This is a genomic window from Candidatus Tisiphia endosymbiont of Ceraclea dissimilis, from assembly GCF_964030735.1.
Lineage (GTDB): Bacteria > Pseudomonadota > Alphaproteobacteria > Rickettsiales > Rickettsiaceae > Tisiphia.
On record NZ_OZ034917.1, the window covers coordinates 122,988 to 142,062 of the forward strand.

17 protein-coding genes and 2 tRNA genes are annotated in these 19,075 nt (G+C 32.8%); 6 read left to right on the forward strand and 13 right to left on the reverse strand.

The window, feature by feature from the left end; all coding sequences use genetic code 11:
- Window positions 1-322: 322 nt before the first annotated feature.
- Window positions 323-556 (forward strand): hypothetical protein, encoded by a 234-nt coding sequence (locus ACQH1V_RS00535; protein WP_425360472.1) that lies wholly within the window; start codon window positions 323-325, stop codon window positions 554-556.
- A 242-nt stretch (window positions 557-798) separates the two neighbouring features.
- Here ACQH1V_RS00535 and ACQH1V_RS00540 read toward each other — a convergent pair.
- The 11 genes from ACQH1V_RS00540 to ACQH1V_RS00590 all read right to left on the reverse strand — a co-directional run bounded on the left by ACQH1V_RS00540 (window position 799) and on the right by ACQH1V_RS00590 (window position 12,310).
- Window positions 799-875 (reverse strand) — tRNA-Met (locus ACQH1V_RS00540).
- 73 nt (window positions 876-948) lie between these two features.
- Window positions 949-1,122 (reverse strand): palindromic element RPE2 domain-containing protein, encoded by a 174-nt coding sequence (locus tag ACQH1V_RS00545; protein WP_425360922.1) that lies wholly within the window; start codon window positions 1,120-1,122, stop codon window positions 949-951.
- The gene (gene rpsI / locus ACQH1V_RS00550; protein ID WP_425360473.1) at window positions 1,076-1,552 is read right to left on the reverse strand and encodes a 30S ribosomal protein S9; all 477 of its coding nucleotides are present in this window, start codon (window positions 1,550-1,552) and stop codon (window positions 1,076-1,078) included. Before rpsI ends, ACQH1V_RS00545 begins: the two co-directional genes overlap by 47 nt.
- Window positions 1,553-1,558: 6 nt before the next feature.
- Window positions 1,559-2,026: a 50S ribosomal protein L13 gene (rplM, locus tag ACQH1V_RS00555; RefSeq protein WP_094649573.1), complete on the reverse strand. Its 468-nt coding sequence runs from the start codon at window positions 2,024-2,026 to the stop codon at window positions 1,559-1,561.
- Window positions 2,027-2,177: 151 nt separating this feature from the next.
- Window positions 2,178-3,449, reverse strand: a complete 1,272-nt coding sequence (locus ACQH1V_RS00560; protein WP_410520896.1) for a PQQ-binding-like beta-propeller repeat protein — start codon at window positions 3,447-3,449, stop codon at window positions 2,178-2,180.
- Between the two features lie 14 nt (window positions 3,450-3,463).
- Complete coding sequence (locus tag ACQH1V_RS00565; RefSeq protein WP_094649571.1) at window positions 3,464-4,117, reverse strand: DUF2659 family protein; 654 nt, start codon at window positions 4,115-4,117, stop codon at window positions 3,464-3,466.
- A gap of 29 nt (window positions 4,118-4,146) precedes the next feature.
- Window positions 4,147-4,902, reverse strand: a complete 756-nt coding sequence (gene ybgF / locus ACQH1V_RS00570; protein ID WP_425360474.1) for a tol-pal system protein YbgF — start codon at window positions 4,900-4,902, stop codon at window positions 4,147-4,149.
- A gap of 634 nt (window positions 4,903-5,536) precedes the next feature.
- On the reverse strand, window positions 5,537-6,583 hold the full coding sequence (locus tag ACQH1V_RS00575) for an IS110 family transposase (protein ID WP_425360001.1): 1,047 nt from the start codon (window positions 6,581-6,583) through the stop codon (window positions 5,537-5,539).
- Window positions 6,584-7,304: 721 nt separating this feature from the next.
- Window positions 7,305-8,639 (reverse strand): DNA repair protein RadA, encoded by a 1,335-nt coding sequence (radA, locus tag ACQH1V_RS00580; RefSeq protein WP_094648959.1) that lies wholly within the window; start codon window positions 8,637-8,639, stop codon window positions 7,305-7,307.
- A complete protein-coding gene (gene mfd, locus ACQH1V_RS00585; RefSeq protein WP_425360475.1) occupies window positions 8,636-12,028 on the reverse strand; it encodes a transcription-repair coupling factor in 3,393 nt (1,130 codons plus the stop codon). The genes radA and mfd overlap by 4 nt, the downstream gene beginning before the upstream one ends.
- Before the next feature lie 6 nt (window positions 12,029-12,034).
- On the reverse strand, window positions 12,035-12,310 hold the full coding sequence (locus ACQH1V_RS00590) for a succinate dehydrogenase assembly factor 2 (RefSeq protein ID WP_425360476.1): 276 nt from the start codon (window positions 12,308-12,310) through the stop codon (window positions 12,035-12,037).
- 358 nt (window positions 12,311-12,668) lie between these two features.
- Here ACQH1V_RS00590 and ACQH1V_RS00595 point away from each other — a divergent pair, with 358 nt between their 5' ends.
- The 4 genes from ACQH1V_RS00595 (at window position 12,669) to ACQH1V_RS00610 (ending at window position 16,378) form a co-directional block, all read left to right on the forward strand.
- Window positions 12,669-13,052: a rhodanese-like domain-containing protein gene (locus tag ACQH1V_RS00595; protein ID WP_094648962.1), complete on the forward strand. Its 384-nt coding sequence runs from the start codon at window positions 12,669-12,671 to the stop codon at window positions 13,050-13,052.
- Window positions 13,037-14,446: a chromosomal replication initiator protein DnaA gene (dnaA, locus tag ACQH1V_RS00600; RefSeq protein ID WP_341748734.1), complete on the forward strand. Its 1,410-nt coding sequence runs from the start codon at window positions 13,037-13,039 to the stop codon at window positions 14,444-14,446. The genes ACQH1V_RS00595 and dnaA overlap by 16 nt, the downstream gene beginning before the upstream one ends.
- Before the next feature lie 208 nt (window positions 14,447-14,654).
- On the forward strand, window positions 14,655-15,920 hold the full coding sequence (clpX, locus tag ACQH1V_RS00605) for an ATP-dependent Clp protease ATP-binding subunit ClpX (protein ID WP_094648964.1): 1,266 nt from the start codon (window positions 14,655-14,657) through the stop codon (window positions 15,918-15,920).
- Window positions 15,921-15,952: 32 nt separating this feature from the next.
- Window positions 15,953-16,378, forward strand: coding sequence for a hypothetical protein (locus ACQH1V_RS00610; RefSeq protein WP_425360477.1), 426 nt, complete (start codon window positions 15,953-15,955; stop codon window positions 16,376-16,378).
- Between the two features lie 109 nt (window positions 16,379-16,487).
- Here the strand turns inward: ACQH1V_RS00610 and ACQH1V_RS00615 are convergent, their stop codons facing one another.
- Both ACQH1V_RS00615 and ACQH1V_RS00620 read right to left on the reverse strand, forming a co-directional pair.
- Entirely contained in the window at window positions 16,488-17,015 is a 528-nt protein-coding gene (locus ACQH1V_RS00615; protein WP_094648966.1) for a c-type cytochrome, read from the reverse strand.
- A gap of 59 nt (window positions 17,016-17,074) precedes the next feature.
- Window positions 17,075-17,149, reverse strand: a tRNA-Gly gene (locus ACQH1V_RS00620).
- Window positions 17,150-17,455: 306 nt separating this feature from the next.
- On the opposite strand from ACQH1V_RS00620, the gene ACQH1V_RS00625 reads away from it, so the two are divergent.
- Window positions 17,456-19,072, forward strand: a complete 1,617-nt coding sequence (locus ACQH1V_RS00625; protein ID WP_425360478.1) for a methyltransferase regulatory domain-containing protein — start codon at window positions 17,456-17,458, stop codon at window positions 19,070-19,072.
- The last annotated feature ends 3 nt before the right edge of the window (window positions 19,073-19,075 follow it).

Below are 19,075 nucleotides of genomic sequence, written 5' to 3' on the forward strand. Positions count from 1 at the left end.
TAAGATGTCATTGCGAGGAGGTTGCCAGACCGACGAAGCAATCCAGGAAAGTGATTAGAAATGGATTGCTTCGTTGACCTTACGGTCTCCTCGCAATGACGCTTGGTGATCAGGTTTTTTTATTCATCACAAAAAAATCGTGAATGCTCACATCTAAACTACAACTGTAGTACTAGATTCCCGCCTACGCGAGAATGACAATAGTGGACGGGAATGATGCCTATGCCTCATTGCGAGCTGATATATCCCCACGAAATTGTTGCAAAATAGCAAGAATTGATAGAATATCATCATTATTTAATGATGATGGAGATAGTAGGTTATGGATGTAAAAACAGTATTAAATGAAGTAATAAAAGAACATTGTCCTTTTATACATAATAATCGTTTAAATGCGTTACTTAATGTTGCAGAAGACTTGACAGTAAAAGATAAAAAGATTTATTCGTATTTTACCCTTGGGAAATTTATTATTGAATTTAATTATTTGCATGCCATAAAACCATTGGTAGAATCCCTGGCATCTATTATAAAGACGGAGCTTTGTCGTGCTTAATTTCGTGGGGATACATCAGCTCGCAATGACGGTTTTTCAGTTATTGTTTTCTTAAACTAAAGCTTATGTGAGTAGGCGGGAATCTAGACCCCTAACCGAAGCAGGGGTGACATTAAGGTAAGCAGGGATGACATTCTACATAGGGGTGACAATCATTGTCTTATATTTTATTCAAAATAGCTGTGAAATAAAAATATGGCTAATCTGAATAAATACTATAGCTAATTCAGAAGAATTTTGTCTGGTAGCGAGGGAGGGATTTGAACCCCCGACATGCGGATTATGATTCCGCCGCTCTAACCAACTGAGCTACCCCGCCATGATGGAAAGAGCTTCAATACAAAAAAGTAAGCCCCTGTCTTCCTCGCAATGACGTTAACCACATACGATTTTTAAAATGTATGCCTAGTATAGTCAATTGATGAGAAGTTGGGGACGTCGTCGCTCAATGCTCGCCTATTACTTATAGGCGTCGCTCCATCACTCCTGCTACCCAATCCTCCTGAACTGACTATATCTTTAACGTTTAGAGAACTGAGTACTTTTTCTAGCTTTATGCTTACCATATTTTTTCCGCTCTACAACTCTTGAATCTCTTGTTAAGAAGCCAGATTTGCGTAGAATACTGTGAAATTCTGGGGCAATTTTATCAAGAGCTCTAGCAACGCCATGTAATACAGCCCCCATTTGTCCTGATTTTCCGCCACCTTTGACAGTACATATTATATCATATTGTCCAGAAGTTTTGGTTACAACGAATGGTTGTAAGAGAGATTTGGTATGAGATTCACGAGTAAAATATTGCTCAACATTTTTTTTGTTAACAATTACTTTACCACTACCACTTTTTAACCAAACTCTAGCAATCGCATTTTTCCTTCTGCCTGTACCGTAAACCTTGTTATCACTGTTTTCTGCAGATGGTTTTTGCTTAACTAACTTACTCTGAACTGGACTATTCTTAGTGTTTTCACTTTGAAGCTTCAATGTTGTCATAATTCACTATTTTTTATTCTTGGTATTTTTGCTTGCAAAATCATAAAATTCTGGTTGTTGAGCTTTATGCGGGTGTTCATTCTCTGCGTAAACATATAGATTACTCATTTGTTTTGATCCCAGAACATTTCTTGTGATCATTCTTTTTACAGAGAGTTTAATGACTCGTTCAGGGTGCTTACCAGCCAGGATTTTTCCGGCAGTTGTATCTTTTATTCCACCCGGGAAACCAGTATGACGATAATAAATTTTACCATCTTTAAGAGCTGATTTTTTACCTGTCAAGCAAATATGTTTGGCATTAATTATTACTACATAGTCCCCACAATCTAAATGAGGAGTGAAGGAAGGTTTATGCTTACCGCGTAAGATTTTAGCCACCTCACTAGCAAGCCTACCTAATACAAGGTCTTTAGCATCTATAACCCACCACTTCTTTTGAATTTGTGATGGTTTTGCAGAATAAGTTTTCACGTTATATATCTTTATTAATTACAATTATACTTGAAAATAGCAAAAAATTGCTGTTTTCACTATCCAAGTAGTGAGCTATATTAAATAGCATTATAACCAGTATTTTGTCAAGACAAATTACAATAAATTATACCATAATATAGCCTCTTGACTAATCTACTAGTATAATTTTTTTATCAGTAGTAAAATACATAGTACCACAGCAGGTTTTGCCATAATATTCAATATTTTTAGTAATTTTACTAATTACCGGAGTGGTGCTTAAATTACCATTAATATCTGATTGGAAAGTATATAATTCACCTTTAGCAGAGATAATATTTAAATTCCAATCTTTTTCTTCTCCCTCTTTTTCCCCCGTTGTTTTAGCAATTATCGGGGCTAAAAATGATGAAGCTTTAACTTTTTTGATATCTTTTCCATCGTTTAAATCTGCTACAAACTTAACTTTACCAAATTCAGTGCTTATAGCAGCTACTTGTCCAGCATTATTTGTTACAAATAAACTATTGCCAGCTAAAGACATTGATTGTACATCATAAGCTTTAATTTGCCATAGGATATTACCGGTTATAATATCTAGCTTTATTATCTTGCCGGCACTATTAGCTATATATAGGTGAGAGTTATTGACAACAGGTTTGCATAATATAAAAGCTGCCTCAAAATTTGGTAAACCTATTTCTTGCTGGCTAGATAAATCGTTAGTCCATAAAATTTTACCACTATTAGATTCTAAAGCAAGAATTTGTCCTGAATTATAGTTTACTATCACATAACCATTTTGTACTATTGGAGCCACATGATAACTTGATGATAAAATTTCAATTATACCTTCATGTTGCCAAACAAAATTTAATCTCTCAGTATTAATCGCTAATATTTGATTAGTTACTGTTTGAACTACAATAGTATGATTATTAATTAATATCGGTTTTATTCTGGTAATATCAGGTAGTTCTTTTCTGATTATTTCATGACCTGATTTACTATCTAAAACTACCAAGAATCTTGAACCATAGGTAACGTATAGTTTATCATTATGGTATAATATTCCGCCACCAACATAATGATCATTTTTGTTGGTGCTTATATTATATGACCAAATAATAGCTTTGTCTTTCATAGAAAAGGCAGAAACATTACCTTTGTTATCGATGGTATAGACAACAGCTTTCTTAAAAATTGGCTCGGCTATTATTTTGTGTTTTGTAACAGTATATTCATTATTCTGAAGCATCTCAGGGCTAAATATATCGGTTTTAGCAGAATCCACTTGAATTGCTTCATTAGTTTCTACAGATAATCTAGGAGTTAATTCTACAATATTTTTTGTTTTTTTACTTATTAGATCACAAGAAGTTAACATTAAAGGTAGTAAAAAAATAATTAATCGTTGTTTTGTCACAAGTTGTTTTGCCATAATCTAGACCTTTATTATTGTAAATTTGCAAGTAAAGCTTTAGCCTGCTCTTTAACTGTTTGAGTTGTACTTTCTAGTGATATCAACTTTTTTAAAGTATCTTCGGCTAAATCTTTTGAGTTGTTATTAATATACCAAATTGCTTTGATAATATTTGCTGTCCCAAAAAATGGTTTATTTTCATCATCAAAATAATTTAAATATTTCTCGATTTCATTAGTGTTTACATCAGATGAATTTGGTTCATCTATCATTAAACTCAACCAAACTAGATGGGCATAGGCATTTGTTAATTCATCATAATTGTTGTTATCGATAACTTTTTTTAATAAAGTTCTTGCTTCAATAAAATCTCCTTGGTGTATTTTGATACTAGCTTGCTCGATAGCAGCTAAACCACTTACTTTATTAGTACTTGTTGTCATTAAATTATCCAAAGACTTTATAGCAAGCTCTTTGTTATCATTAATAAGGGCTATAGATTTAGCTAAAATATCACCTGTCTTTTGGTTATTCTCTATTGCCTTTCTATCACGCCAATTATTTATTAACATAAATAATATTACTATAAGTGTAAGGATTATAGTGATAGGAAGAATTTTTTTAAAGTAATAAAGTTTTTTTTCTTCATTTTTATCACTTAAAACTTCTTGCAAAATGTCAGTCATGATTATTTACCAATTATTATTCATATATCCTAATGTTTACAAGCAAATTTAATTCTTGCCTCCTTAGCTCTTTTTATTGAGGTCGCTGGTCTATTTGGAAACTCTGCTTCAAGTTTATCAAGAATAGAACATGCCTCTTGTCCTTTTTTAAGCTCTCCAAGAGATAATGCTAATTTTAGCAATGAGTCAGAAGCTTTGATCCCTTTTGGCGATTGTTTATAACCTTTTAAATAATTTATTGCGGCTTTATCAAACATCTTACGTCTAAAAAAAGATTCACCATACCAAAAATAAGCATTACTTAACAAAGGACTCTTAGAGTAATTTTTTAAGAAATTTGCAAATTTTTCTTCAGCCTCTGTTAATTTATTATCTTTTAAAGCGGCAAGTGCTAAATCATAAAGTTGTTTATCTGCTGTCACTCCCGAAATAGGTTTTACAACATCAGTAGCAACAACTTCTTTCTCCACTTTTTTAGTAGATGGTATATCAAAGACATCATTAGCCACAGAATCATCTACTGAATTTTTTGATGTATCGCTACTATCTTGGGAATTTGTTACCTCTTGTTTTGTCGAGTTTAAAATTTTCTCTAATTTACCAATAGTATGCTCAATTATTTCAATTCTGCCAAGTAAATGTTGATTTTCTTTTTCTAAACCATCTAATCTTTCCGTATAATCATTAGAGGTATCAAATTTCAAATTTTTTCTAGTAATTTGATTCTCAGCCAATACTTGCGTAGCAATCAAAATAATCAATAAATATATAGAAATTATTTTCATACGTTAATATTTTATTTAAAAGTTATAAAACCAGCTGAGTATACTAGAAATTTTATAGTAATCTATAACTTTTCAGTTCAACTTGATTTTTTATAGTTAACTCAGTTAGCATTTCTTCATAATAAACTGCTGTCATTGCGAGAAAGACCGTAGGTCAATGAAGCAACATAACCTTACGTCCTCAAGCCGTCATTGCGAGAAGGTGTAACTATTTTTCAACGCAAGTGTCATTGCAAGACAACATAGTGGTCGCGGCAATCCACACTTATTGGATTGCTTCGTCGGCTTATGCCTCCTCGCAATGACGCATAGGCATAATTCCCGTCCACTATTGTCATATATGGACGAGTGAATTTGTCAAGAAAGAAAATAAAAAAATAGAGCCACAAAGGAAGCGGTCATATATTCGGCATCAAGTGCCATAATGGTTTCTGCATTCTTATAAATATCCTTGAGTGACCTCTCATTCCCACGGCTTCTAGAGCCTCGACATAATTACGGATTTTATTCAGAATACTTATTCATTAACTCTTTAACTTTCGTTCTCTTTATTGTTACTATTCTTTACTCACAATATTTATCAATTACCAATTTTTATTTAGTTGACATAGTTTCTTCTTTTTTTCCAACTAAACTAATTTGCAACATATTCGCTACCATTGGTGACTACTGCATAAGCAATCCTTGCTAACTTATTTGCTAAACCAACACATATAATATTATATGATTTATTTTCAGCAAATTTCTTCACTGCCCACTGCACTAGTTTATCTTTTGATTCCTTATCACTTTTTGCTCTTATTGCTATTGTCCTTGCGGCTTGAATCAACATAGTTCTGGCATATCTATCTCCTTGTTTGGTAATCCCTCCTAAAACTATCTTATCTCCTGAGCTATGTTGCTTTGGTACCAAACCAAGCGAAGCAGCAAAATCCCTCGGGGTTGGATAACTTTCCATTGGGGCTACACTCAAACAACTAGCATTGATTGCTCCAATGCCAAAAATTGTCTGCAACCTAGTAGCTTTCTCACTTTGCTTATTATTGCTGATAATCAGCTTTTCTAAAGTTTTTTCTTTGTCACATAAATCCTCAATTTCTTTACATTCTAAAAGTAAAATTGACCTTACCCCAGAATTTATATAACCTTTACTATACGCTAACTCTACCTCCAGCCTACATGATTTGCAAAATTTATTTTTACTTAATTTTGTATTATAGCCATATTCACATAAACTTGATATTGTAGAATTAGTTTTTTGCACACGATCTCTGATCGTATTACTTCTAATTTTATGCAAGAATTTTATATCTTGTTCCTCCTTGCTTTTTAGTAGCACAGTTTTTAATTCTGGATCACGAGCCGCTTTGCATATTGCTAACGCATCGTTATAATCATTTTTCTGTTTCGATGTAGCATAAACTTTTACATCTTTTGTTTTCATTAGTTTGACTTGCAAACCAAGCTTAGCAATTTCCTGTGACCAATAATTAGCTCCTCCACATGCCTCCATAGCTACCAATGAACTTTTATCGAGATTGCTTAAATAGGCTATTAACTCATCTCTTGTAACTTTTTGGTAACCTATTTTTTTGCCATTTTGATCGACTTGCACCAAGTGCATACTATTTTTTGCTAAATCTATTCCTATTATAGTATTTTTTATGCTATTATTTATCATGGTATGGACCTATTAATTAAATTATTATTTAATTTGGAGCAGCTGAAAACTATTTTTCAGCTGACTCCGTACAAGTAAAGCATATTTCGCTTCACTCGTCCATACCATCATTCCCGCGTAGGCGGGAATCTAGGCTCCTGCCTACGTAGGGACACCTCCTAGCTAACTATACAAGTATAGCAGATTTTTATGCTCCACTAATAGCTGTTTTCATTATTTTTGTGATATTGGTTATTTTTTTATTTGTTGGGAAAGTGAAAATTTAGAGCAACCCGAATAGCATTTAGCCATAATAAACTGTCGTCATTGCGAGAAAGACCGTAGATCGATGAAGCAATGCATAAATTGTCATCCCTGCTCGATTTAGCGTCACCCCTGCGAAAGCAGGGGTCTAGATTCCCGCCTACAAGGGAATGACAGGGTAAAAACGTCATTGCGAGGAGCTACTTTAGTAGCGACGAAGCAATCCATGAGAATTAGTATAGATACATCAAGACTATATGGATTGCTTCGTAGGCTCACGCCTTCTCGCAATGACGTTTTTATGCTGTTTAATACTTATAGAATAAAAATTGTTATGGCCCACAACCACCTACGTTCGCTCGCAATGACCTCTTACACTTTTCTGGAATTTTTGAATTGTCATGGGGTTTATGCGTAAGATGAGTGAATTAACTATATCTAAATTAACCATAGACATCTCCCCTACTCTGAATTTTAATTATATTAACTCTTTTAATTCCTTTAGATTACCAATTGGACAAATTAGGTTACTACTCAGTTTTTCAAGTTTGGAGCAAATTAATTTATTGAATCCTAATTTTGTCGCTTCTTTTATTCTGACTTCTGCTGCAGTTACTTTCCTTATTTCGCCAGATAAACCAATTTCTCCAAAGAAAATACTATGTTCTGGCACAGCTTTATTTTTTGCAGCAGAAATTAAAGCAGCTGCAACAGCTAAGTCTGAAGCTGGGTCTGAAATTTTAAGCCCACCAGCAACGCTCAAATATACCTCATGAGAAGATAAATTAAGACCAAATCGTACATTTAATACAGCTATTATCATTGCTAGCCTATTCAAATCCCAGCCTACAACCGAACGTCTTGGCATTGGTATATTTGACGGAGCAATTAATGCTTGAATTTCGATTAATAAAGGTCTTGATCCTTCGATTCCAGCAAATACTGTTGTACCGCTAACGTTTTTGTCTCTTTTCATCAGAAATAGTTCAGAAGGGCTAGAGACTTCAATAAGACCGCTAGCAGTCATTTCAAAAACACCAATTTCTCCTACTCCACCAAACCTATTTTTAATAGACCGTAAAATCCGAAAATGACTATTATGATCACCCTCAAAATATAGTACGGTATCAACGAGATGCTCAAGTAACTTAGGACCAGCTAATTGCCCATCTTTTGTCACATGACAACTAAGCAAAATAATAATATTATTATGTTTAGCATAGTTAACTAATTCATTAGCACAGGCACGAATCTGGGAAATAGTACCAGGGGGCGATGATAATGTACGAGTTACCATCGTTTGAATTGAATCAATCACTACCAAATCAATATTGTTCTTATCGGCATCAATAGTTGAGATAATATCTTCAATGCTAGTGGCGGCTAAGATGGAGGTTGTTTTATTAGTAAGTCCTAGTCTTAAAGCTCGGAGTTTTATTTGGTCAATAGATTCCTCTCCAGTTACATACAGACAGCACTTCATTGTAACACAAGAGGAGGTTGCCACTAAGTGTAATAATAAAGTTGATTTCCCAATTCCAGGGTCACCGCCAATTAAAATTGCAGAAGAGCATACCAACCCGCCTCCCAACACCCTATTTAATTCCTTTATAGGCGTAGGGATACGTAACGAATCCACTACCACCCCATCCAGCTTTTGTATTTCTTGTTTATTACCTAACTTAACTTGCGTTTGACTAATTATCTCTTCTTCAATCCCTCCCCATAAGCCACAATCAAAACATTGCCCTGTCCATTTTGACGTACTATTACCACAATTTGTACATATATATTGTTTTTTAATTTTGCTCACGCTGCTAATAATTGTTCTAACAAACTATTTGTTTCTTCTATAATATCCTTTCCTACCAATATTTTGCTAAATATTAATTTAGTATCCGGTTTTATTTTGGTTTGCTGAGGATGTTTTATAACAAAATTCATAACCTTACCAACTATATCCGCTTCTTTGTAAAATTTTAAAACAAATCCTCGTTCACCAGAGTCTAAATTTTCAATATTAAGTTTACTGCATTTATGTTTTATTTTCACTATATCAAGTAGATTATTAAACTCTAATGGAATAGGACCAAAACGATCAACCATTTCATCCTTAAAATTTTCAATATCTGTATTGTCAGTTAAATTGCCAATTCGTCTATACAAACTTAGTTTAAGAGAAGAATCTGCAATATAATTATCGGGAATGAAAACAGGTAACCCCAAATTAATTGTCGGAACAAAAGATTTTGGATTTTCAGTAACTTCACCCTTAAAAATTGCTATTTGTTCATCTAACATTTCCTGATAAAGCTCTACCCCTACTTCTTTAATCTGGCCTGATTGTTCCTCCCCTACTAAATTACCAAAACCACGTAAATCCATATCATGGCTAGCAATAGTAAACCCGGAACCAAGAGTGCGGCTACTCTGCATTATTTCTAGACGTTTTATTGAATGGGCAGTCATCTTTTTATAATTTGCTAAGGTTAGATAGGCATAACCTCTGAATTTACTTCGCCCTATCCTCCCCCTGAGCTGATATAACTGACTTAGACCAAGAGTATCAGATTTATGAATAATCATCGTATTAGCTTCGGCAATATCTATACCGGATTCAATTATTGTAGTAGAAACTAGTATATCAAATTTACCATCACAAAATTCACCCATAATCTCATCTATTTTACCAGCTGGCATCTGACCATGAGCAACTTTATATTTTAATTCTGGCACAATTATTTGTAAATATCTTTCTATATCTGGAATATCCTTAATTCTAGGTACCACATAGAAGCTTCTACCACCACGGAAACGTTCTCTAAGTAAAGCATCTCTGATAATTACTTGGTCAAATGGCATCACTGTTGTTCGAACTTCTAACCTATCCATTGGCGGGGTGGCAATGATGCTAAGATCTTTAAGACCAACCATTGACATTTGCATTGTACGAGGAATTGGTGTTGCTGAAAGAGATAGAACATGCATTGTAGCTCTGAGACTCTTTAAATATTCTTTTTGAGCAACACCAAAATGTTGTTCTTCATCAATTATTAATAATCGGAGATTATTAAATTCTATATTTTTACTTAATAAAGCATGCGTGCCAATTATTATATTAGCTGTACCATTTTTGATTTGTTCTTTAATAATTTTAGCATCTTTATTGCTAACCAGACTGGATAATTGTACTATATTTAAACCAAAATCTTTAAATCTTTTAACAAACCTTAAATAATGCTGCTTACCTAGAATAGTAGTTGGTACGATGATCGCTACTTGAGAAGTCATCGTAATTGATTTTGCTACCATAAAGGTTGCTCGTATAGCTACTTCGGTTTTCCCAAAACCAACATCTCCGCAAATTAATCTATCCATTAAAATACCAGAGTCAAAATCTTTTTTAATGTCGTTTATGGCATTTAATTGATCTTCAGTTTCAGTATATTTAAATCTATGACAAAATTGCTCATACTCTGTATGATCAAATTCTATTGGATTTGCTACAGTTAACTTTCTCTTCGCAGCTATCTTTAATAATTGTTCAGCAATTTCTGTAATACGGTTTTTAAGCTTGGCTTTACTTCTTTGCCATGCACTACTACCCAATTTGGCAAGCTGTGCTTCACCACTGCCATATTTTTTAATTAGTTCTATATTTTCAACAGGAATATATAATTTATCATTATTTTCATATAGAATTTTTAGGAAATCATGAGCTTTGCCTTTAACATCTAGTGTTTCAACGTTAAGAAACTGACCAATACCATGATCCTTATGAACAATTAGCTCTCCTTCAGTTAAATTATCTAATTCCATTAAAATGTTTTTGAGCTTACGTTTAGCACCTTGCTGACGAAAATTCACCGCACTTTTTCCTAGAATATCATGAGCGGCAATAAACAAATATTTATCACTATAAAACCCTTGGCTAAGTTGAACATAGGCAAGATTTATAACTGCAATTTTTGCTTGTTGTAAATTGTCTATCTCGATATATTTTCGTGAGTAACTATCTATTAGGCTTTTAAATCTTTCTAAATTACTTTTAGAATGACAAAAAATAATCGGTATTTTATTTTTATTATTTTCTATAATTTCGAATAGCTTATTAAAAACTGTCTTATCCTCCATAAAACTAGTTACCGTAATTTTTTCTAATGAATGGGCATAAGACGAATCTTCTGGTGTAATTAAAATATTATTATCCTGTTCCAAGAACTTTTGTATTTCCTGGCTGGTAAAATAAACTTGTTCGGGAGGCAATGCAGGATAAAAGGTATTTAATTTTATTTTGTTAGACTCAATCCGCGATCTGTAAAGATCCGTATAATTATTTTCCTGCTCAATAATTGATTGCAACGATAAATTATCGTAAATAATAACAGGATCATCCAAGTAATTAATTAGGCTACTGAAAGAATTATAAAATAAAGGAGATAAATGTTCATATCCTTGGAATTTTTTCCCCTCAATCACTGATTCATATAAAGGGGTATTGACATAATTAACTCCAAAAACTTTTAAATAATTATCTCTAAAATTCTTTATTGTTTCTGGATTTAATATCACCTCACTAGCAGAATTAAGTATTAGCTCTGTGCAATTATTAGTAGAAATCTGACTATCAATATCAAATTCTTTTATTGACTCTATGTGATCCCAACTAAAATTAATACGATAAGCTTTAGAACCAGGCAAGACTATATCTACTATCTCTCCTCTTACCGAAAATTCACCACTATCAATACTACTGCTACTCCTAGTAAAACTATTATGTACCAAGAATTCCGCTAATTTATCGGCTGAGAGCTGCATTTTATTATGTAATCTTAAAAAAGACTTAACCAATAACTCTGGAGGAGGTAATTTTGTTAGTAAATTTATAGCACTAGTCACTACCAATTTTGTATCGTTATTACTTGCCAAGTAACTCAATATATTCGCTCTTTCTGATAAAATATTTTGATTTGGCGAAATACGATCATATGGTATAGTATCAAGACTAGGAAAATATAATATGTTGCTAGTTTTAATATTTTGTGCCATAAATAATAATTGTTTATGGCTATTGATTGCATCATCTTCACTGGCAAAGATAAGTAAAATATTCTTGGTACGTTTATTTGATAAATGTTTATTTGATAAATACTCACTAGCAAAAAAACTTTTTGCACTGAGCGGAAGTGGTTGTTGTATCATTATTTACTAAGCTTCTATGTTGTTAATATCAAAACTAAGTATTTGTAACATTACTTTTGAGTTTAAGTGACAAGGAGGAGCAGTTTTACTGGTAATCCAATCATAAATATCTATGTCATTTTGGTTAAGTATTAAAGCAAAATCTGCTAAATTAGCTGCATCCATGTTAGCAAGAAATTTTTCAGCAAATTTACCCAATATTAAGCCAATTTCTTTGCAACCACGATTTTTGCTTTGATATAACAATTTTTTGGTTAAAGATGTTTTGTTAAAATAATCCATATTTACAATATTACAAAAAAACATCATAATATAATTCAGATAGTTTGACAATTACCAAATATAAAATAAAATGTAAACTGTAAAAATGGTGCTAGAACTTAATTGCTCCAAATCTTCTTTATCCAATAATATTTAATATTATAGTGAATTAACTTGAATTGGTAACGTTATAAATCCGATTGGTATTTAGCATCAGCGTCATTGCGAGGAGCCACTTTAGTGGGCGACGAAGCAATCCAAAAAAAACGATTAAATGGATTGCTTCGGAGGCTTACGCCTCCTCGCAATGACGGCACAATTGGTGCTTATTCGACACTAATTTAGGTTAATTTAATATATCAAAGAAACGCTAAACTTTATGAGCATTAAAAATATATCTTCCTTAAAAGCTTATAAGTTGCTAGAAATAGATAATAACAACATGATAATTGATGTTAGGACTGGTGAAGAATGGCAACAAGTAGGCATTCCAAAGCTTGATAAAGATAAAATAATTTTTATTAGTTGGCGTTTATTGCCTAATATGTCACTAAATAACGAATTTAAGAACCAGTTGATGTCGAAAATCAGTAATAAACATACACTATTATTCCTTTGTCGCTCCGGGGGTAGATCCTATGAAGCCGCACAATTTGCTAGTACTCTAGGTTATAAAGAGTGCTATAATATAATTGATGGTTTTGAAGGAGGAACTAATGGAGCTGGTTGGAAACAAAATAATTTACCATGGCAAATTCTGTGAATACTAACCATAATCAATTGACTATAGCAAAGGAAGTGACTTATCATAGAGATATTTGGCAACAAGTTTGCTCTGACCTTAATAAACATTACGGCGATGCCTTATATAAAAGCTGGTTCAGTAAGATTAACTTTTTAGAAGCTGCTACTAATACTGTTATACTTTCTACCCCAACAAATTTTATTCGAGATTGGGTGGAATCTAGGTATGCAAGGGCTATATTGCAATCTTGGCAATCTTATGACAAAGATATCAAATCCATTGAGATCATTACTAAAGAATTATCAGAGCAAAACCAAAATATACCTGAATATTTAGCAAAAGTTCCATCAATAAAAGAAGGAATGGATACCAATTCCGAAGGCATTTTTTCAGCCTTAGACTTACGATTTACTTTTGAAAATTTTGTGGTGGGTGGACCAAATGAATTAGCCTATGCAGCATCTAGAGCAGTTGCTGAGTCGGAAGGAGCCGTAGCTGAATCTAACCCTTTATTTTTATATGGAGGGGTCGGTCTTGGCAAAACCCACTTAATGCATGCCATTGCTTGGTATATAAAACATAATAATCCGACTCGTAAGGTAATTTACATGTCGGCAGAAAAGTTTATGTATCAATTCATCAAGGCACTCCGTAATAAAGATGTTATGTCTTTTAAAGAAGAATTTCGTTCAGTTGACGTATTAATGATCGATGATATTCAATTTATATCAGGTAAAGATAGCACCCAAGAAGAGTTTTTTCATACTTTCAATGCTTTGATTGATAATAATCGTCAAATGGTTATATCGTGTGACCGTTCCCCGTCAGATTTAGATAATATCGAAGATCGAATTAAATCCAGACTTGGCTGGGGATTGGTTGCCGATGTCCACAGTACTACTTATGAACTAAGATTAGGAATCTTAGAATCTAAACTTGAACAAATGAATATCCATATACCTAAAAATGTTGTGGAATTTTTAGCAGCTAAAATAACATCAAATGTCAGAGAGTTAGAGGGAGCTCTTAATAAAGTTATCGCTCATTCTACCTTAGTTGGTAGGGAAATAACTTTAGAAAACACCCAAAATATCTTGCGTGATTTGCTACGTTCCAATGAGAAAATTATCACCATTGAGGATATTCAAAGAAAAGTAGCTGATCGTTATAATATTAAATTTTCTGATATGTCTTCTCCTAGGCGTATTCGCTCAATAGCTAGACCAAGACAAGTAGCTATGTATTTGAGTAAAACATTAACGCCAAAAAGCCTGACTGATATCGGTAAGAAATTTGGCAAAAAAGATCATACTACAATAATGCATGCTATCAAAAAGGTAGAAGAATTATGTGAGATTGATATAGAATTCCGAGAAGAACTTAGTCTATTAATGAAGATATTGCAAAATTAAACTTTTTACAACAATGTCATTGAGGTGCTTATAGGCGTTGCTTATCGCTCCTGCTACCCAATTCTCCTGAGTTGACTATAACCTAAAGAAAATCCTTTTTTATAATATATAGGTAATTTTGAAAATATATTAGACTTAGCTAAATAACTTATCTATATTTATACTTACATAAGATAATATTAAAATCACAAATTAAAGAAGCAGAATTATGACAAGTGGTGAAGTCGAAAGAAAAGAATTAAACTGTTCTTTTTGTGGTAAAAATCAATATGAAGTAATAAAATTAATTGCTGGACCAACAGTATTCATTTGTAATGAATGTATTGAACTTTGTCTTGATATTATAAAAGAAGAAACTAAAGTAGCACTTAAGAAAATTTCATCTTCAATCCCAACACCACAAAAGATTTTTTCTACTCTTAATGATTACGTAATTGGTCAGGATCAAGCAAAAAAAGTCTTATCAGTCGCGGTATATAATCACTATAAACGATTAGAATATATCGAATCAGGTAATAATGATGTCGAATTAAATAAATCAAATATCCTGGTTATTGGCTCTACTGGCTCAGGAAAAACTCTTTTGGCACAAACCTTAGCAAAAATTCTTGATGTACCTTTTACTATGGCAGACGCCACTTCTTTAACCGAAGCTGGTTATGTTGGTGAAGACGTTGAAAATATCTTGCTAAGATTATTACAAGCAGCTGATTTTAATATAGCTAAAGCCCAACGAGGCATTGTTTATATAGATGAAGTAGATAAAATCGCTAGAAAATCCGAAAACCCTTCTATAACAAGAGACGTCTCAGGAGAAGGAGTTCAACAAGCGTTACTTAAAATCATGGAAGGAACTGTTGCATCTGTACCACCACAAGGCGGTAGAAAACACCCACAACAAGATTTTGTGCAAGTAGATACTTCCAATATTTTATTTATATGTGGCGGGGCTTTCATGGGAATAGATACTATCATTAATGCTCGTACCGCTCAAAGTTCAATTGGTTTTGCAGCAAATGTCCAGTCAAAACAAGAAAGAAACCACAGTGAAACACTAAAATCATTAGAAATTGAAGATTTAGTAAAATTTGGATTAATTCCCGAATTTATTGGTAGGCTTCCAGTAGTAGCAACTTTAGATGACTTAGATAAAGCATCCTTAGTGGCAATTCTAACCCAACCAAAGAATGCTGTTATCAAACAATATCATAAATTATTTGAGTTAGACGATGTCGAACTATCAATTGATAATGATGCTTTAGAAGCAATAGCCGAAAAAGCACTAACACGAAAAACCGGTGCTAGGGGACTCCGTTCTATAATCGAAACACTTCTACTTGACAGTATGTATAATGTTACCAATTTGAAAAAAATGCACGTACATATTTCAAAAGATGTGATAGATGGCAAAGCTCAGCCGATAGTCACTCCAAAAAATTATGTAAAAGCTACTAAAAAACGTATAGCGGGTTAGAATAACTTAGTAACAATTAATAGAATATTTATATGTTTCACAATAAAGAATTTATTACTACAGAAGTTGAAATAGCAAAAGCTAAAATAGCAGAAGTTCAAAGAACAGCAAAAGCTAAAATAGCAGAAGTTCAAAGAACAGCAGAAGCTAAAAGAATAGCAGAAGCTGAATTTGTAGAAGCTAAAATGGCAGCAAAAGATGAAATAGCAAAAGCTAAAATGGCAGTAGAAGCTGAATTTAAACTAGCAAAAACTAAAATAGCAGAAGAAACTAAACTAGCAAAAACTAAAATGATAGCAGAAGCTAAAGCTAAAATGGCAGCAGAATTTGATTTAACCAGTAATGGCATTTATCCATTAAATGAGCTTAAAAAGATATCTTCCGAGGGGGCGTCATCTTTCGATGACAATTCTTCCCATTTATTGGGTAATGGGTCTGAAGAACATCATACAGAGTAATATAGTCTGATACTTACTTTTAGGGATTGATAGATGGCACAGCTCAGACGATAGTCACCAACTTCTTATCAATGACTAAGAATTACTTTAGTTATTTCCGACCAGTCTACTAGTCATGCACAAATGTCTTTAAAAACATTATAACATTAGCGATATCTTGAGGTTTATTTAAACCAGCAAAAGACATTTTTGTACCTGGTATATATTGGTTAGGCTTATGCAGGAAATGAAATAAACTTTCTTCATCCCATATCCCACCTTTGCTAGATAGAGCAGTTGAATATTTATAATTCTCTGCTTTAGCTTTTTCCGTCCCAACGATATTCCATAAATATGGTCCAACCTTATTAGCTTTACTATTGTCAAAGGAATGGCACATTAAGCATTTTTTTGCTATTTCCCTTCCAGCCTCAGCATTAGCAGTTTTCATCAATTCCTCTATATTCACTGGTGCTTCCGCAATCGCGTTCGCATCAGATCCATTAGGCGAATCTTCTGTTACTTCTACTTTGTAGCCTCGAGATTCAGGATGTAAAACTGGCTTATACAGAATATCTGTTATAAACCCTACCATCATTGCAATTAAACTGGCTAATAAAATAGAAGCAGCAATTTTATTTAACTCTATTCCAGACATATTATTAGTGTCGTCTCCGTAGAGAGAATATGTATTACTAATTAGGACAATTTTTGTACTGGAGCGGGTGAAGGGATTCGAACCCTCGACTTCGACCTTGGCAAGGTAGCGCTCTACCCCTGAGCTACACCCGCTTTTAACACACTGCAAATTGTGAATAAAAACAATTATTCTTATCCCAAATTGATGTAAAAAGGCTCACTTGCACAAAAAACAAACCCTAAATATAGGAGATACTATAAAAATATCAAGAAGAAATAGCATCAAAAAAAATTTAATTTTAAATTTTATTTACAAAACCTATAGCTAACCCGATTAGCATTACTCCATGAAGACAACTAATTAATTATCTATCCTAAAATAATATAAAAACATCTTGCTTAAAAGCACTAAATCAACTAAGAATCATTATTTTAATATTAATTTAGTTGGAACAAATTATGGGTCAAAAAAGCAATCCTAATAGTTTAGCAGAGAAGCAAACAAATAATATTAACTATGATGATTTTCCTTACGAAAGCTTTCCTTTTACTTATACAAGACCGGAGCATTTAAGAACTATAGGTCTAGTATTTGGCATGCAACCTCCTATGGTAGAGAATGCTAGGATACTTGATATTGGTTGCGGTGAAGGCGGTAATATGATCAATTTTGCTGAAAGTTACCCACAATCTTATTCTTTAGGTATTGATTTGTCAAAAACACAAATTGATAATGGACTAAAAGTAGTAAATAGTTTAGGTCTAAAGAATATTGAGCTAAAACACTTATCGATATTGGATCTTGATGAATCATTTGGTAAATTTGATTATATAATCTGTCATGGGGTAATCTCTTGGGTACCGGACGAGGTTCGTGAAAAGATTTTTGCCATATCTAGTAAATTATTAAGTCCTAACGGTATTGCCTTTATCAGCTATAATACTCTACCAGGCTGGAATATGCAAAAAACTATTAGAGATATGATGATGTTTCATAGTGCTATCTTTACTGATAAGCATGATAAACTACAACAAGCTAAATTATTATTAGATTTTGTTAGTGATTCTCTAAAAGAAAAAGAGACTCATTATTCTAAGTTTTTACACCATGAAACTAACGCTCTTAAAAATTTATCTAATTCATATTTGTTACATGAATATCTTGGAGAAGAAAATATAGCTTTTTACTTCCAAGAATTTATAAGTAACGCTAGAAAGCATAATTTAAATTATCTTGGAGACTCTTCACTTGCTGCAATGTTTGTCGGTAATTTGCCGGAAAAGACTGCAGAAAAATTACAATCGATAAATGATATTGTAAGAACTGAACAATATATGGACTTTATTAGTAATCGTAAATTTAGAACTACTTTGCTATGTCACGATAATGTCAGGCTCAATAGGGCAATTGAACCAAGTAAATTATCAGACTTTCATACTACTCTTGATATCAGACCAGCCACACCGGAAAATGAAGCAGATATTAGTAATGCAGTAGAATTGGGGTTTTACTGTAGCAATTCAGAATCTCCTGATATTTCAACGTCTTCCCCTATAATGAAAGCAGTTTTCTATACCTATGCTGATAATATTGGTAATCCTTTGACTTTAGATCAAATTACTACATTGGCTATGAAAAAGTTAGAAAAATTGCAGCTTAAAGATTTTAAAGAAGAATTAGATTCTGTAATTATCCAACTGGTGCTACAAGGATATGTACAAATATTTGCAACAAAACCTATTTCAATATATAATATTTCGTCAAAACCAAAAGTAAGTGACTTTGTAAGATATCAGGCTCAAAAATTAGGCGAAACTAATTTGTTTGTGACAAATCGGATTAACCATTTTGTTCCATTGCAGTTACATGAAAAATATATTATTGAATTATTAGATGGTACAAATTCTATCCAGCAGATTGAAGAAAAAATATTTGAAAAATTTGCTTCTGGACTATTAGTGGCGTCTGATAAAAATGGTATAGTAAGTGACGAACAGCTTATAAAGCCATATATTACCCATTGTGTAAATGTTTGCTTACAAAAATGCAAAATGAATTATTTATTAATTGGATAAAAT

Bases quoted from the DNA above. Each gene is read 5' to 3' on its own strand.
- ACQH1V_RS00535 (WP_425360472.1), top strand. From the start codon at position 323: ATGGATGTAAAAACAGTATTAAATGAAGTAATAAAAGAACATTGTCCT.
- ACQH1V_RS00545 (WP_425360922.1), bottom strand. From the start codon at position 1,122: ATGGTAAGCATAAAGCTAGAAAAAGTACTCAGTTCTCTAAACGTTAAA.
- rpsI (WP_425360473.1), bottom strand. From the start codon at position 1,552: ATGACAACATTGAAGCTTCAAAGTGAAAACACTAAGAATAGTCCAGTT.
- ACQH1V_RS00560 (WP_410520896.1), bottom strand. From the start codon at position 3,449: ATGGCAAAACAACTTGTGACAAAACAACGATTAATTATTTTTTTACTA.
- ACQH1V_RS00565 (WP_094649571.1), bottom strand. From the start codon at position 4,117: ATGACTGACATTTTGCAAGAAGTTTTAAGTGATAAAAATGAAGAAAAA.
- ybgF (WP_425360474.1), bottom strand. From the start codon at position 4,902: ATGAAAATAATTTCTATATATTTATTGATTATTTTGATTGCTACGCAA.
- ACQH1V_RS00575 (WP_425360001.1), bottom strand. From the start codon at position 6,583: ATGATAAATAATAGCATAAAAAATACTATAATAGGAATAGATTTAGCA.
- mfd (WP_425360475.1), bottom strand. From the start codon at position 12,028: ATGATACAACAACCACTTCCGCTCAGTGCAAAAAGTTTTTTTGCTAGT.
- ACQH1V_RS00590 (WP_425360476.1), bottom strand. From the start codon at position 12,310: ATGGATTATTTTAACAAAACATCTTTAACCAAAAAATTGTTATATCAA.
- ACQH1V_RS00595 (WP_094648962.1), top strand. From the start codon at position 12,669: ATGAGCATTAAAAATATATCTTCCTTAAAAGCTTATAAGTTGCTAGAA.
- dnaA (WP_341748734.1), top strand. From the start codon at position 13,037: ATGGCAAATTCTGTGAATACTAACCATAATCAATTGACTATAGCAAAG.
- clpX (WP_094648964.1), top strand. From the start codon at position 14,655: ATGACAAGTGGTGAAGTCGAAAGAAAAGAATTAAACTGTTCTTTTTGT.
- ACQH1V_RS00610 (WP_425360477.1), top strand. From the start codon at position 15,953: ATGTTTCACAATAAAGAATTTATTACTACAGAAGTTGAAATAGCAAAA.
- ACQH1V_RS00615 (WP_094648966.1), bottom strand. From the start codon at position 17,015: ATGTCTGGAATAGAGTTAAATAAAATTGCTGCTTCTATTTTATTAGCC.
- ACQH1V_RS00625 (WP_425360478.1), top strand. From the start codon at position 17,456: ATGGGTCAAAAAAGCAATCCTAATAGTTTAGCAGAGAAGCAAACAAAT.